Source organism: Variovorax sp. LjRoot175 (assembly GCF_964253805.1).
GTDB lineage: Bacteria > Pseudomonadota > Gammaproteobacteria > Burkholderiales > Burkholderiaceae_C > Variovorax.
This window is the reverse complement of record NZ_CAXURY020000001.1, coordinates 5,871,987-5,885,593: the sequence shown is the minus strand read 5'-3', so window position 1 is coordinate 5,885,593 and position 13,607 is coordinate 5,871,987. Positions and strand designations below refer to the sequence as shown.

Genomic DNA, 13,607 nt, shown 5'->3' with positions numbered 1-13,607 from the left:
TACCGCAGCGCGCAGCGCGGAGGTCAGCCAATGAACATCGTCTTCAAGAACGCGCGCATGGTCCTGCCCGGCGAGGTGGTGCGCGGCAGCCTCTCGGTCGCGGACGGCCGCATCGCGGCGCTGCACAACGGCCATACGGGCGTGGCCACCATCGACCTCGAGGACGACTACCTGCTGCCCGGCCTGGTCGAGGTCCATACCGACAACTTCGAGCGCCACCTGATGCCGCGCCCCAAGGTGCAGTGGGCCGAGCTGCCGGCCCTCCTGGCGCACGATGCCGAGGTGGCGGCCGCAGGCATCACCACCGTGTTCGATGCGCTCGGCGTCGGCGAGTCCGACACCGAAAGCCTGCGCGGCAGCACGTGGACCAAGACGCTGGCCACGCTCGACAACTGCACCGCCCAGGACCTGCTGCGCGCCGACCACCACCTGCACGTGCGCTGCGAACTGCCGGCGCCCAACACCATCGAGCTCTTCGAGCCCTTCCATGGCCATCCGCGCGTGTCGCTGATCTCGCTGATGGACCACACGCCGGGCCAGCGCCAGTGGGAAAACCTCGAGGTCGCGCGCATCTACTACACCGGCAAGAAGGGCTGGAGCGCCGAGAAGTTCGAGCGCCAGGTCGCGCATGCCGCCACGCTGCAGGCCCAGTACGCCGAGCCGCACCGCCGCCACTTCGTCGACTACTGCCGCGCGCACGGCATCGCGCTCGCGAGCCATGACGACACCACCGTCGCGCACGTCGAACAGGCCCATGCCGAAGGCGCGAGCATGTCCGAGTTCCCGACCACGCTGGCCGCCGCGGGCGCGGCGCGCGAGCGCGGGCTCTCGACCGTGATGGGCGGGCCCAACGTCGTTCGCGGCGGCTCGCATTCGGGCAACGTGGCGGCCGCCGAGCTGGCGCGCCACGGCCTGCTCGACATCCTCTCCTCCGACTACGTGCCGAGCAGCCTGCTCGGTGCCGTGATGCGGCTGGTGGAGGACGAGATCCTCACGCTGCCGCAGGCGGTGGCCACCGTCACGCGCGCACCGGCCAAGGCCACCAGCCTGCACGACCGCGGCGCGATCGAGCCCGGCCTGCGTGCCGACCTGGTGCAGGTGCGCATGGCCGAGCTGGCGGATGGCTCGCGGCACGCGGTGGTGCGCGGCGTGTGGCGCGAAGGGCGCCGCGTGCTTTAAGTGCGATTCGCCGCGCTGCTTCGCGGCGCCACGGCGGCACCCTCGATGCCGTTCCGCTTCAGCGCGTCCGCAACGAAGCCGGAGGCCTTCATCTCCTCGATGAAGCCGCTGAGCCAGGCCTGCGCAGCGGTCCGGCCCTTCGGCACGCCCATGGCCTGCTCGATGACCATGAAACGCCCGGGCAGCAGGCGCACGCCGCCCACGCGCTTGGCGTCTGCTTCCAGCTGCTGCTTCACGCCCGCGGCCACTTCGAGGTTCTGCGCCAGGAACATGTTGGCGACCTCGGGCGAGGTCGGTGCGCGCACCAGCGTGGCGGCCTTCAGCGCGCGCGTGAGGAACAGGTCGTAGGCGCTGCCGTGGCCCACCACGACGCGGGTGCCCGTGCGGTCGACCTCCGCGTTGCCTTGCAGCGGCGAGCCGTTGCGCACCAGGTAGGCGCCTTCGATGATCACGTAGGGCGCGGTGTATTCCATGTCCGCTGCGCGCACCGGGTCGATCGCCACGAAGGCCAGGTCGACCTGTTGCGCCTTCACGGCTTCCACGACGTTGCCGGCGGAGTTGAACTGCACCAGCTCGACGGCCAGCCCGAGACGGCGTGCCGCCTCGCGCGCAAGGTCCACCGACACGCCGCGCGGCTCGCCGCCCGGGCCGCGGCTGGCCAGGATCGGGTTGCCGAAATTGATGGCGGCGCGCAGCTTGCCGGTGGCGCCGAGCTGCGCGATGGCGCCCGCCGGCGGGTTGGACCGGGTGCCGGCGCAGCCGGCCAGCACCAGCGCGCTCGCGGCACAGAAGCAGCGGCGCGTGGCGGCCATCAGAAGTCGACCTTCTGGCCCGGCTCCGGCAACAGCACGCGGGTGGCGGACGCGGCGCCGAGCGCGGAAGAGAACTCGGCGGGCGTGCCGCGAAGCAACGGGGACGTGCCGTAGTGCATGGGGATCGCGTACTTCGGCTTGATCATGTCGCGCACCGCCGTGGCGGCATCCTGCGGTCCCATGGTGAAGTGACCGCCGATCGGGATCAGCACGAGGTCGGGCTTGTAGGTCTCGCCGATTAGCCGCATGTCGCCGAACAGGCCGGTATCGCCCATGTGCCAGATCTTGAAGCCGTTCTCCAGTTCGATGATGTAGCCCACCGGCTCGCCGCCGTAGTGCGTCTCGTCCTTGTCCGTGGCGGGGTTCTTCCACGCCAGCTCGGAGGCATGCTCGGCCTGGACCGCCGTGATCTTCGGGCCTGTGGCGCCGAAGGGCGCGACGGTGCCGCCTTTGCCGAAGCGCTGCACCAGCGCCGCGGGCAGGATGCCGAGGGTGATGATGCTCTGGCCCATGCCGCCCGCGTTGTAGACGGGCGCGTTGTGCATCCTGGCCAGCGCGGGGGCGTCGGCGAAATGGTCGGCGTGGGCATGCGTCACGAGGATCAGGTCGACCTTGCCCAGCGCGTTCAACTGCTTGTACGGGGGCGGTGTCTTCGGGTTGGTGATGAGCCAGGGGTCGACCACGATGACCTTGCCGCCGGGCGTGGTGATGCGCATGGTGGCCTGCCCGAGCCAGAGGACTTCCGCCTTGCCGGAGGCGATGCTGCCCGGTGCAGTGGGCTGCAGCGCCGGCGGCGCCTGCGTGACGGTGCCCGCGCACCCGGCGAGGCCGGCTGCGAACGCGGTAGCCAGAAGAAGGGAAACGAATCTTTTCATGTGCTTCTCTCTCTTTCTTTCCTTGATGAATGAACTACCGGTCCACGCCACGAGCAGCCTAGGGGCGCGCCAGGGCCGTGAGCGTGCGAACGTCTCCTGCCTCGCCCAGCGCCCAGCATCCGGCCAGCAGCGTCGAGCTGCGCTGCGCGCCGATGACCGCATCGGCCAGGCCGTGGAACTTGCGCGCCAGGTCCTCGTCGCTCATCGGCCGCTGCAGCGAGCCGATCGCGTGTTCGACGAACACGTGCTCGCGCCGGCCATCGGTGAGCACCGCGGTCACGTCGGCGCTCGCCTCGTCGATCTTGTCGTCCACCGTCGCGACCACCTTGCGGCGCAGCGCGACCACGTCGGGGCGCGTCACGATGGCGTCCGCGAACTCTTCCTCGGCCGCGCGCCCGAACAGCAGGCCCGCCGCACACCCGTGGTAGACGCTGAACTTGCCCTGCAGGCCGTCGGCCGGCTCCTTCTTGCCGGTGAGTTCGAGCACCAGCGAGTGGACCTTGAGCTCGATGCGCTCGATCTGCTCCGGCGCGATGCCGCGCTCGCGCAGCTGCACGCAGGCGTCGATGCTCGGATGGATCACGATGCCGCAGGCAAAGGGTTTGTAGCTGTTGAAGGAGATCTCGAAGCGTTCGCCCAGTTCGTCCGTGACTTCATTCCATGCGCACTTGGTCGACACCACCTGCGCCCAGCCGCGCGGCGCTTCGATCGCCTTCGGGCTCGCCGTGTAGCCGTGCTTGGCCATCAGCGCGGCCATCAGGCCGGCACGCGCTGCGCCGCCGGGATGGAAGGGCTTGGTCATGGTGCCGAACTGCTCGCGCAGGCCGACCGGTTGCGAGGCGGCGATGCCGAGTGCCATGGCCGTCTTCTCCGCATCGAGGCCCAGCAGGCGCGCGCAGCCGGCCGCAGCGCCCAGCATGCCGGTGGTGCCGGTGATGTGCCAGCCGCGGTCGTAGTGCTCGGGGTAGACCGTGTTGCCCAGGCGGCAGGCGACGTCGATGCCGAGCACCAGCGCGTCGAGCACAGTGCGGCCGCTCGCGCCGGTGTGCTCGGCAAGCGCCAGCACCGCAGAAGCCACCGGGCCGGCCGGGTGAATGATGGTCTTCAGGTGCGTGTCGTCGAAATCGAAGGTGTGCGAGCTGATGCCGTTGAGCAACGCGGCGCTTGCGATGTCGACCTTCTCGGCGCGGCCGAGCACGGTGGCCTGGGCAGCGGGCTGCAGCATCTGCACCGCGGCCAGCGCGGCTTCGACGGCTTCGTGGCGCGCCGCGCCGACGGCGCAGCCGAACCAGTTGAGGAAGGTGCGGTGCGCCTCGTGGTCCACCGCGTCGCTCCAGCCGCGCGATGGATGGTTGGCCACGTACTCGGCGAGGATGCGCGTGACGGGCGGGGCGTTGTGGTCGGCGGCGACCTGGGTATTGCGGGCCATGGGTGAAATGTCTTGCGGAGTGGTTGAAAGAAAAAGGGGTAAGCGCGCGCTAGTTGTCGAGCTGGATGTTGCGATCGCGGGCGAGTTTGGTCCAGCGCGCGATGTCGGCGCGGATGTAGTCGCCGAACTGCTGGGCGCTCATGGGCATGGGTTCGACGGCCTCGACCGAGAGCTTCTCCCGCAGGTCCGGCGCCTTCAGTACCGCGTTGAGCGATTCGTTGAGCTGGCGAACGATGTCGGCAGGCATGCCGGCCGGGCCGACCACGCCGTACCACTGCATGGCATCGAAGCCCTTGAGGCCGAGCTCCTCGAGCGTCGGCACGTCCGGCAGCGCCGGGTGGCGCGTTGTACCAGTGACGGCCAGCGGGCGCACGCGCTGCGACCGGATGTGCGGCATCGCCGCGGCCAGGCCCGGGAACATGGCTTGCGTCTGGCCGCCCACCAGGTCGGTGAAGGCCGGCGCGATGCCGCGGTAGGGCACGTGCAGCATGAACGCGCCGACCTGCTGCTTGAAGAGCTCCATGGTCAGGTGGGTGAGCGATCCCGCGCCGGCCGAGCCGTAGCTGATCTTGCTCGGATTGGCCTTCGCGTAGGCAACGAACTGCTTGAAATCCTTGGCCGGCACGTCGGCGTTGACCACCAGCACGTTGGGCGTGCCGCCGATCATGCCGATGGGCGTGAAGTCCTTGACCGCGTCGTAGGGCAGCTTGCGCGTGGCCGGGCTGGTGCCGTGGGTGGCGACGTAGCCCTGCATCAGGGTGTAGCCATCGGCCGGCGCGCGCGCGGTGTTCTGCGACGCGATCACGCCGCCGCCGCCGCCCTGGTTGTCCACCACGAAGGTCTGGTTCAGGGCCTTGCCCCAGCGCTCGGTCACGGTGCGGCCGACCATGTCGCTGCCGCCGCCCGCGGACACCGGCACGATGTAGCGGATGGGCTTGTTCGGGTAGGCCTGGGCATGCGCCAGCCGCGCCAGCCCGATCAAGGCCGGCGGGAGGGCGAGGACGAAGGTGCGTCGTTGCATGGTTTGTCTCCTTGAGCTGTCTGGGAAAGAGGGTTCGGCGGCTCAGCGCACCACACCCTGAAGCCGGACGTAGGCATCGCCGACGTGGCGCGCCATGAGCTTTTCGCAGCGCGCGACATCGCCTTCCCGAAGCGCGCGGGCGATCGCCAAGTGCTCGGCGATCGATACGGTCATCCCGGTGTCCCGCGAAAGGTTCTTCAGCCGCGAGAGGTGCAGCTTCTGCACCACGCCGCGGTAGGTGTTGGCCAGCGCCTGGTTGCCCGCGGCCTCCACGATCGCCCAGTGGAAATGCAGGTTCTCGCGGTAGTAGCGCTGAACGTCCTGCGCGGCAGCGGCGGCATTCATGGCGGCGATGGAGGCATCGAGCGCATCGGCCAGCGCGATGCGCGGCAGGGCGTCGAGTCGCGCCGCGCGCCGCCCTGCAAAGCCATCGAGCAGCCCGCGCATCTCGTAGAGGTCGCGCACCTCGTCCGCGCTCGGCTCGCGCACGAAGACGCCGGCGTGCTTGCGTGCCACCACCAGGCCGGTGCTTTCGAGTTCGCGCAGGGCTTCGCGCACCGGCACGCGGGAAATGCCGAGCCGGCCGGCGACGTCGGGCTCGTTGATGCGCTGACCCGGTAGCAGTTCGCCCCGCAGGATCATGGCCAGCATGTCGTCGCGGGCCAGTTTGGCCAGCGGGATATCGCGCACGGTCGAGAGGCGGTCAGGGATCGGATCGGCGAGCCAGGGCAGCATGCAAAGTCCTTCGTAGGTCGGCATATCGTATACGAGTGCCTTTCAATATGTCCACTCTTTCAATAAAAGTGTTGACACTTTATCGATCAATGAAAACAATCCATCCCATTCAAGGCCATCAAATTCCCGCCGAATGCCACACCTGCCTGCTTCCTCCGCCCTGCAACGATTCCGCGTGATCGACCTGACGCAGGTTCGCGCCGGCCCCACCGCCTGCAGGCAGCTCGCCGACTGGGGCGCCGACGTCATCCAGGTGCAGATGCCCGAGCACATGCGCGGCGACGACACCCTGGGCGGGCAGGACGGTTCCGACTACCAGTACACGCACCGCAACAAGCGCTCGATCACGCTCAACCTCAAGGAAGAAGAAGGCGTCGCCACTTTGAAGCGCCTGATCGCCGGCGCCGACGTGGTGGTCGAGAATTTCCGGCCGGATGTGAAGTTCCGCCTCGGCATCGACTATGAGACGCTCGCGGCGGACAACCCGGGCCTGGTCTACGCCAGCATCTCCGGCTTCGGCCAGACCGGCCCGCTGGCGAAACGGCCGGGCTTCGACCAGATCGCGCAGGGCATGGGCGGACTGATGTCGGTGACCGGCCTGCCGGGCGACGGCCCGGTGCGCGTCGGCATCCCGATCGCCGACCTGTGCGCCGGGATCTTCGCGGCGCAAGGCATCCTGGTGGCCTTGCTCGAGCGCGAATCCTCCGGTCGCGGCCAGTGGCTTCACACCTCGCTGTTGGAGTCGATGGTCTACATGCTGGACTTCCAGACCTCGCGCTACCTGATCGACGGCGAAGTCGGCGTGCAGGCCGGCAACTTCCATCCGACCAGCATTCCGACGGGGGTCTACAAGGCACGCGACGGTTATCTCAACATCGCCGTGTTCGGCTCCAAGATCTGGGAGCGCTTCTGCAACATCCTCGGCGCGTCCGAATGGATCAGCGACGAGCGCTACCACGACAAGGCGGGGCGTTCGCTCAACCGCGATGCGCTCAACGCCGAGATCAACCGGCGACTCGCCGCGCACGACCGCAGCCACTGGATCGAAGAGTTCAATGCCGGCGGCGTGGCCTGCGGCCTCATCAGCGACATGCGCGAAGTCTTTGCGGAGCCGCAGGTCCGGCACCTGGGCATGGTCAAGGAGGTGGTCTCGCCCCGGCTTGGGCCCCAGCGGCTGGTCGGCCAGCCGATGCAGCTGGAGCGCACGCCCAGCACCATTGCCCGCGCTGCCCCGCGGCGCGGAGAACACACGGAGGAAGTCCTGCTCGAACTCGGTATCGGCCGGGACGATCTCGCCCGCATGAAAGCGACCGGAGTCTATTGATGTCGAATCCCGTCTACGAATCCAGCACCGAACGCGTGCAGACCTGGCTCGACGCCAGCACGCTGCACATCCGCTTCAACAACCCGGCGCGGCACAACGCGCTCTCGGTCGACATGTGGGAAGCCGTGCCGCGGCTGCTTCGCATGGCACAGGACGACGACCGGGTGCGCCTGGTCGTCTTCTCCGGCGCGGGCGAGAAGGCCTTCGTCTCGGGCGCCGACATCTCGCAGTTCGAGGACATGCGCGCCGCGCGCGAGGCCGTGGCGCGCTACGAGGCGATGGCCGAAGAGGCGCTGATGAGCATCCACGACTTCGCCAAGCCGACGCTGGCCTGCATCCGCGGCTACTGCATCGGCGGCGGGGTGAACGTGGCGATCAGTTGCGACATCCGCATCGCGTCCGAGGACTCGGTGTTCTCGATTCCGGCCGCGCGGCTGGGCCTGGGCTACCGTTACTCCGCGATGAAGAACCTGGTCGATCTGATCGGCCCGGGCGCGGCCAAGGACCTGTTCTTCACCGCCCGGCGCATCGATGCCGCGGAGGCCAAGTCGCTCGGCCTCGTGACGCGCGTGAGCGCGCCGGCCGCGCTCGACAAGCTGCTGGCCGAGTACACCGGCGCCATCGCCGAGAACGCGCCGCTGACCGTGGCGGCGGGCAAGGCGATCACGCGCGAGATCCTCAAGCCCTCGCCGGCGCTGGACGAGGTCTTGTGCGCATCGCTGATCCGCGGCTGCTTCGAGAGCGCCGACTACACCGAAGGCCGCACCGCCTTCATGCAGAAGCGCAAGCCGGTCTTCACCGGCCGCTAGCCGCACACGAGAAGCCAAGGAGACACCATGCAGTCGTACTGGATGCAGGTGAGCGATGCGGCAACGCTTTTGGAACTGCGCGAGGTTGCCGTGCCGCAGCCGGGCCCGCAGCAGTTGCTGTTGCGCATGCACGCCGCGTCGCTCAACCGCGGCGAGTTCGTGGCCGGCCATGGCCTGCACGGCGCGGCCGGCAGCTGGAAGGCGATTGGCGGGGAAGGCGCCGGCGAGGTCGTTGCCGTCGGGGCGGAAGTCACCCGCTTCAGCCCGGGGGACCGGGTCATGGGCCGCTGTGCCGGCGCGTTCGCCGAGTTCGCGCTCATGGAGGAGGTCGAGGCGATGGCAGTGCCATCCGGGCTGTCGTGGGACGAGGCCGCCAGCGTCGCGCTGACCTTCCTGGTTTCCTACGACATGCTGGTGCTGCAGGGCCGGCTCCAGGCCGGCGATTGGGTCCTGATCAATGGCGTGTCTTCGGGCGTGGGGGTGGCAAGCCTCCAGCTGGCCAAGGCGCTGGGCGCGAAGGTCATCGGCACCTCGGGCTCGGCCGATAAGCTGGCCTCGCTGCAGCCGCTCGGCCTGGATGTCGCCATCTGCACGCGCGCGCCCGACTTCGCTGCCGCGGTGATGGAGGCGACGCAACAGCACGGCGCGGACCTGGTCGTCAACACGGTGGGCGGCACGGTCTTCGCAGAGAACATTCGCGCCATGGCTTTCGAAGGCCGGCTCGCCACCGTGGGCTATGTCGACGGAGTGGTGCACGCCGAGCTCGACCTCGCCGCCCTGCATGCGAAGCGGCTCACCGTGTTCGGCGTGTCCAACAAGCTGCGCAGCAAGGCGCAGCGCGCAGCGGCGGTGCCCGCCTTCGTCGCGGAGGTGCTGCCGCACATCGCAGCCGGCCGGATCAGGCCGCGGATCGACCGGGTCTTCGAGTTCGCCCGCCTGGAAGAAGCCAAGGCACGCATGGAATCCGGCGGCCATGTCGGAAAGATCGTCCTGCGCATGCCGGCCGCGGCCTGATTCCCAAGAACACAAAGGAGACAAGCAGATGAGAACCAAGAACCTCGTCCTGGCATGGGGTCTGTGCGCGTTCGCGTGCGCCGCCTGGGCGCAGCCCGCGGACTATCCGGGCAAGCCGATTCGCCTCGTGATCGGTTTTGCCCCGGGTGGTGCGGCCGACTACGTGGCGCGCGCCATGAGCGAAGCGCTCGGCAAGGCGCTCGGGCAGCCGGTGGTGGTCGACAACAAGCCGGGCAACGGCTCGAGCATCGCGGCGGACCTGGTGGCCAAGTCGGCGCCCGACGGCTACACGCTGCTGATCGCGAGCCCCAGCAGCATCTCGGTGAATCCGGCGCTTAATCCCAAGTTGCCGTACTCGGCACGCGACCTCAAGGCCGTGACCAAGATGACCACCTCGCCGCTGGTGCTGGCGGTCCACCCGGCGACCGGCATCCGCTCGGTCGCCGACCTCATCGCGGCAGCCAGGAAGGACCCCGGCAAGCTCAACTACTCGACCTCCGGCAACGGCTCGGCACCGCACCTGGGCGCCGCGCTGTTCAGCCAGGTGACCGGCGCGGAAATGACGCACATCCCGTACCGCGGCGGCAGCCTGGCGATCCAGTCGGTGATGGCGGGCGACACGCAGCTGACCTTCGGCACCTCGCCCTCGGTGCTGCCCATGGCCAACGGCGGCCGGCTGCTCGCGCTGGCCGTCAGCACGCGCGATCGTTCGCCGCTGGTGCCAGGGCTGCCGGGCATGAAGGAGGCCGGCCTGCCCGACTTCCACCTCGAGTTCTGGTATGGCATGTTCGTGCCGGCCGCGACGCCGCCGGCCATCGTCCGGAAGATCTACGACGCGACCATCAGTGCGATGCAGCAGCCCTCGGTCAAGGCCTCGTTGGCGCGCGACGGCACCGAGGTGTCCGTCTCCGCATCGCCCGAGCAGTTCGACAGCTTCCTCGCCGAGGACGGCAAGTTCTGGGTCAAGCTGGTCAAGAGCGCGAACGTCAAGGTCGAGTGAGAGGCCGCGCTAGGGAGCGTCCACGACCAGGTCAGAAGTTAGGATTGCGCATGCCCCCGCCCTCTTCAAGCACCCGTGGCTCCGCCCTGTCGGAAGCCATCGTCAACGAGCTCAAGCAACTCATCTACACCGGCGAGTTCAAGCCGGGTGAGCGGTTGAACGAAGCGGCCCTGGCCCTGCGCATGGGCACCAGCCGCGGGCCGATCCGCGAAGCCATCAAGGTGCTGGCGGGGCTGGGCATCGTCAATGCCGTCACCAACCGCGGCGTGTACGTGCGGCAGTTGTCGCTGCGCGAGATGGTCGAGATCTACGAGCTGCGCGCGCTCGTGTTCGGCTATGCGGCCGACCGGGCCTGCGAGCATCTGACCGAAGAGCACAAGAAGCAGTTCGAGGACCTGCTCGCGGCGATGGACGCCGCCTGCGATGCGGAAGACGGCACGCTCTACTACGAGCTGAACCTGCAGTTCCACGCGCTGATCCTCACGCTTTCGAACAACCGGCGCGCCTACCAGGCCTACGACGACTACGTGAAGGAATTGCACCTGGTGCGGCGCAAGTACTTCAATGCGCCGGGCAACATGCGCCGCTCGAACGTGGAGCACCGCGCGATCTACGAGGCGATCGCGGCATCGAACCGCACGCGCGCGCGCGCGGCGGCGGAACGTCACGTATTGGCCGGGAGGGCGCGGCTGCTGTCGAACTTCGAGGAGCAGCTGCCGGGCGCCTGACGCAGTTCAGGAGCGCGCCGCCTTCCGCCCCTTCGCTTCCGCAGCCTGCAGCTCCTTCGCAGTCAGCACGTAGGCCGGGTTGTTGACCAGGCGCTTGAGAGCCAGGTCGATGAAAGCCCTGACGCGCATGGGCTGGGCGGTGCGGCTTCCGTAGTAGATGAAGGTGCTGGAGCGATCGGCCACGTGCCTGGTCAAGACCGGCACCAGGCGTCCCGCGCGAATGTGCGGCGCAGCGGCGACGCTGGTCAGGAGCCCGAGGACGTGGCCGGCCAGCACGGCTTCGGTCTCCAGCGGCTCGTCGTTGACGCACAACGCAGGCACCACGTGGTGCTCGACGATGCTGTCTTCCACCTTGACGTACCAGGGCATGAGCGTGCCGTTGCGCGGACGGCGAAAGACGCTGCAGCGGTGCGCGGCGAGCGCGTCGAGGTTGTCCGGCGCGCCATGGCGGGCCAGGTACGCCGGCGCCCCGCAGATGATGAGCTGCAGCGGAAACAGCTTGCGTGCGATGACGCCCTCGGCCGGCGAGGGCCCGACGCGAAAGCCGACGTCGACGCGGTCTTCCACCCAGTTGCCGATGCGGTCGTCCAACTGCACGTCGGGCTGCACTTCCGGATGCAGCCGGCAGAACTCGTCGAGCACCGGCCACAGCACGGGCGCGAAGACCGAATGCGGGCCGACGATGCGCAGCGGCCCGGCGATCTCGTCCTTGGCCTGACGCGCCATGTGAAGGGCGCGCTGCATGCCGACCAACGCCGGCTGCGCGGCCTCGAGGAACTGCCGGCCCTCGTCGGTGAGTGACAGGCTGCGCGTCGTGCGGTGAAACAGCCGCACGCCGAGGTGCTGCTCCAGCTGCGCCAGGGCCTGGCTCGCCGCCTGCGGCGTCATCCCCTGCGCAGCGGCAGCCTGGCGCAGGCTGCCGAGCTCCGCGGCCTTCGCAAAGGTCGCGATGGAACGCAATTCGTTGATCGGCATGGAGCGCCCTTTCTCCATCGATTATCAACAGCAACTTGTCAGTCCTTCAAGGTTGCGCGGTCTATTCGGCCAGCAGGTGCAGACCTAAAGTGCCTTCATCAAGGAGTGCTACGCCATATGAAAACCCCCGATGTGTTCACGATTTCCCGACGCGGCCTGCTGAAGGCCGGCGCGGCATCTGCCTCCGTCCCCGCGATGGCGGGGGCGGTCGCCGCCGCGCCCACGCGCGCGGCCAGCGGGGCGGGCCCTTCGACCGTGACGCTGAGCGTCAACGGCAAGACGCGCCGCCTGGTGCTGGACACCCGCACGACCTTGCTCGACGCGCTGCGCGAGCATATTCATCTGACCGGAACCAAGAAGGGTTGCGACCATGGCCAGTGCGGCGCCTGCACGGTGATGGTCGATGGCCGGCGGATCAATTCGTGCCTGACGCTCGCCGTGATGCACGAAGGTGCCAAGGTGACGACGATCGAAGGCCTCGGCACGCCCGCCAAGCTGCACCCGATGCAGGCGGCCTTCGTCAAGCACGACGGCTACCAGTGCGGCTACTGCACGCCGGGGCAGATCTGCTCGGCCGTGGGCATGCTGGGCGAGATCGCCCAGGGCATACCGAGCCATGTCAGCGCCGATCTCACGGCCAGCCCCCAACTCACGACCGTCGAGTTTCGCGAGCGCATGAGCGGCAACATCTGCCGCTGCGGCGCCTACAGCAACATCATCGAAGCGATCTCCGAAGTCGCGGGGGTGAAGGCATGAGAGCCTTCAGCTACGAGCGCGCGAGCTCGCCTGCGCAGGCGGTGGCGGCTGCTGCGCGCGAACCCGGCGCGCGCTTCATCGCAGGCGGCACCAACCTGCTGGACCTGATGAAGCTGGAGATCGAGACGCCCGGCCATCTGATCGACGTCAACGGCCTCGGCTTCGACAAGATCGAGAGCACGTCCGACGGCGGCCTGCGCATCGGTGCGCTGGTGCGCAACACGGACCTTGCCGCGGACCTGCGCGTGCGGCGCGACTACGGCCTGCTGTCGCGCGCACTGCTCGCGGGCGCCTCGGCCCAGTTGCGCAACAAGGCGACCACCGCGGGCAACCTGCTGCAGAGAACGCGCTGCCCCTACTTCTACGACACGAATCAGGCCTGCAACAAGCGCCAGCCCGGCAGCGGCTGCTCGGCGATCGGCGGTGTCAGCCGGCAGCATGCGGTGGTGGGCGCGAGCGACGCATGCATCGCGACGCATCCCAGCGACATGGCGGTCGCCATGAGGGCGCTCGATGCGAGCGTCGAGACGATGCGCCCGAACGGGTCGCGCCGCACCATCCCGATCGCCGACTTCCACAAGCTTCCCGGTGCCACGCCGCATGTCGAGACGGCGCTCGAGTCCGGCGAACTGATCACCGCGGTCACGCTGCCCAAGCCGGTGGGCGGCCAGCAGATTTATCGCAAGGTGCGCGATCGGGCTTCCTATGCCTTCGCGCTGGTGTCGGTCGCCGCCATCGTGCAGCGCGACGGCACCGGCCGCGTGGCCCTGGGCGGCGTGGCGCACAAGCCGTGGCGCGTCGAGGCGGCCGAGGCGGGGATGCCACGCGGCGCCCGTGCCGTTGCGGCGCAGCTGTTGGCCGGCGCCAGTCCGACATCCCACAACGAATTCAAGCTGATGCTGGCCGAGCGAACGCTCGGCGCGGTGCTGGCACAAGCAAAGGCTTAAGCG

14 protein-coding genes are annotated in these 13,607 nt (G+C 68.7%); 8 read left to right on the top strand and 6 right to left on the bottom strand.

The annotated features are described in order from the left end of the window. Positions 1-30: 30 nt before the first annotated feature. Positions 31-1,179, top strand: a complete 1,149-nt coding sequence (locus ACSQ89_RS29160; RefSeq protein ID WP_436294196.1) for an alpha-D-ribose 1-methylphosphonate 5-triphosphate diphosphatase — start codon at positions 31-33, stop codon at positions 1,177-1,179. Here the strand turns inward: ACSQ89_RS29160 and ACSQ89_RS29155 are convergent. From ACSQ89_RS29155 to ACSQ89_RS29135, 5 genes are read right to left on the bottom strand one after another with little or no spacing between them, the layout of a single operon-like run. Continuing rightward, complete coding sequence (locus ACSQ89_RS29155) at positions 1,176-1,991, bottom strand: ABC transporter substrate-binding protein (protein WP_436294197.1); 816 nt, start codon at positions 1,989-1,991, stop codon at positions 1,176-1,178. The genes ACSQ89_RS29160 and ACSQ89_RS29155 overlap by 4 nt on opposite strands. Then, complete coding sequence (locus tag ACSQ89_RS29150) at positions 1,991-2,866, bottom strand: metal-dependent hydrolase (RefSeq protein WP_436294198.1); 876 nt, start codon at positions 2,864-2,866, stop codon at positions 1,991-1,993. Before ACSQ89_RS29150 ends, ACSQ89_RS29155 begins: the two co-directional genes overlap by 1 nt. 58 nt (positions 2,867-2,924) lie before the next feature. Beyond that, complete coding sequence (locus ACSQ89_RS29145; protein WP_436294199.1) at positions 2,925-4,295, bottom strand: MmgE/PrpD family protein; 1,371 nt, start codon at positions 4,293-4,295, stop codon at positions 2,925-2,927. Between the two features lie 49 nt (positions 4,296-4,344). Continuing rightward, positions 4,345-5,316 (bottom strand): Bug family tripartite tricarboxylate transporter substrate binding protein, encoded by a 972-nt coding sequence (locus ACSQ89_RS29140; protein ID WP_093107259.1) that lies wholly within the window; start codon positions 5,314-5,316, stop codon positions 4,345-4,347. A 42-nt stretch (positions 5,317-5,358) separates the two neighbouring features. Further along, positions 5,359-6,051: a GntR family transcriptional regulator gene (locus tag ACSQ89_RS29135; protein ID WP_436294200.1), complete on the bottom strand. Its 693-nt coding sequence runs from the start codon at positions 6,049-6,051 to the stop codon at positions 5,359-5,361. 133 nt (positions 6,052-6,184) lie between these two features. Between ACSQ89_RS29135 and ACSQ89_RS29130 the strand changes: the two genes are divergently transcribed. From ACSQ89_RS29130 to ACSQ89_RS29110, 5 genes are read left to right on the top strand one after another with little or no spacing between them, the layout of a single operon-like run. After that, complete coding sequence (locus ACSQ89_RS29130) at positions 6,185-7,375, top strand: CaiB/BaiF CoA transferase family protein (RefSeq protein ID WP_436294201.1); 1,191 nt, start codon at positions 6,185-6,187, stop codon at positions 7,373-7,375. Further along, on the top strand, positions 7,375-8,184 hold the full coding sequence (locus ACSQ89_RS29125) for an enoyl-CoA hydratase (protein ID WP_093107263.1): 810 nt from the start codon (positions 7,375-7,377) through the stop codon (positions 8,182-8,184). The genes ACSQ89_RS29130 and ACSQ89_RS29125 overlap by 1 nt, the downstream gene beginning before the upstream one ends. A 27-nt stretch (positions 8,185-8,211) precedes the next feature. After that, positions 8,212-9,198 carry a zinc-binding dehydrogenase gene (locus ACSQ89_RS29120; protein ID WP_436294202.1) on the top strand — a complete coding sequence of 329 codons (987 nt, stop codon included), beginning with the start codon at positions 8,212-8,214 and terminating at the stop codon, positions 9,196-9,198. A 28-nt stretch (positions 9,199-9,226) separates the two neighbouring features. Then, positions 9,227-10,198, top strand: a complete 972-nt coding sequence (locus tag ACSQ89_RS29115) for a Bug family tripartite tricarboxylate transporter substrate binding protein (RefSeq protein WP_436294203.1) — start codon at positions 9,227-9,229, stop codon at positions 10,196-10,198. 50 nt (positions 10,199-10,248) lie between these two features. After that, entirely contained in the window at positions 10,249-10,926 is a 678-nt protein-coding gene (locus tag ACSQ89_RS29110; RefSeq protein WP_436294204.1) for a GntR family transcriptional regulator, read from the top strand. A 6-nt stretch (positions 10,927-10,932) separates the two neighbouring features. On the opposite strand, the gene ACSQ89_RS29105 is transcribed toward ACSQ89_RS29110, so the two are convergent. Then, positions 10,933-11,901 carry a LysR family transcriptional regulator gene (locus tag ACSQ89_RS29105; protein WP_436294205.1) on the bottom strand — a complete coding sequence of 323 codons (969 nt, stop codon included), beginning with the start codon at positions 11,899-11,901 and terminating at the stop codon, positions 10,933-10,935. A 117-nt stretch (positions 11,902-12,018) separates the two neighbouring features. On the opposite strand from ACSQ89_RS29105, the gene paoA reads away from it, so the two are divergent. Both paoA and ACSQ89_RS29095 read left to right on the top strand, forming a co-directional pair. Beyond that, complete coding sequence (gene paoA, locus ACSQ89_RS29100) at positions 12,019-12,657, top strand: aldehyde dehydrogenase iron-sulfur subunit PaoA (RefSeq protein WP_436294206.1); 639 nt, start codon at positions 12,019-12,021, stop codon at positions 12,655-12,657. Then, positions 12,654-13,604 (top strand): FAD binding domain-containing protein, encoded by a 951-nt coding sequence (locus tag ACSQ89_RS29095; protein WP_436294207.1) that lies wholly within the window; start codon positions 12,654-12,656, stop codon positions 13,602-13,604. The genes paoA and ACSQ89_RS29095 overlap by 4 nt, the downstream gene beginning before the upstream one ends. Positions 13,605-13,607 lie beyond the last annotated feature (3 nt).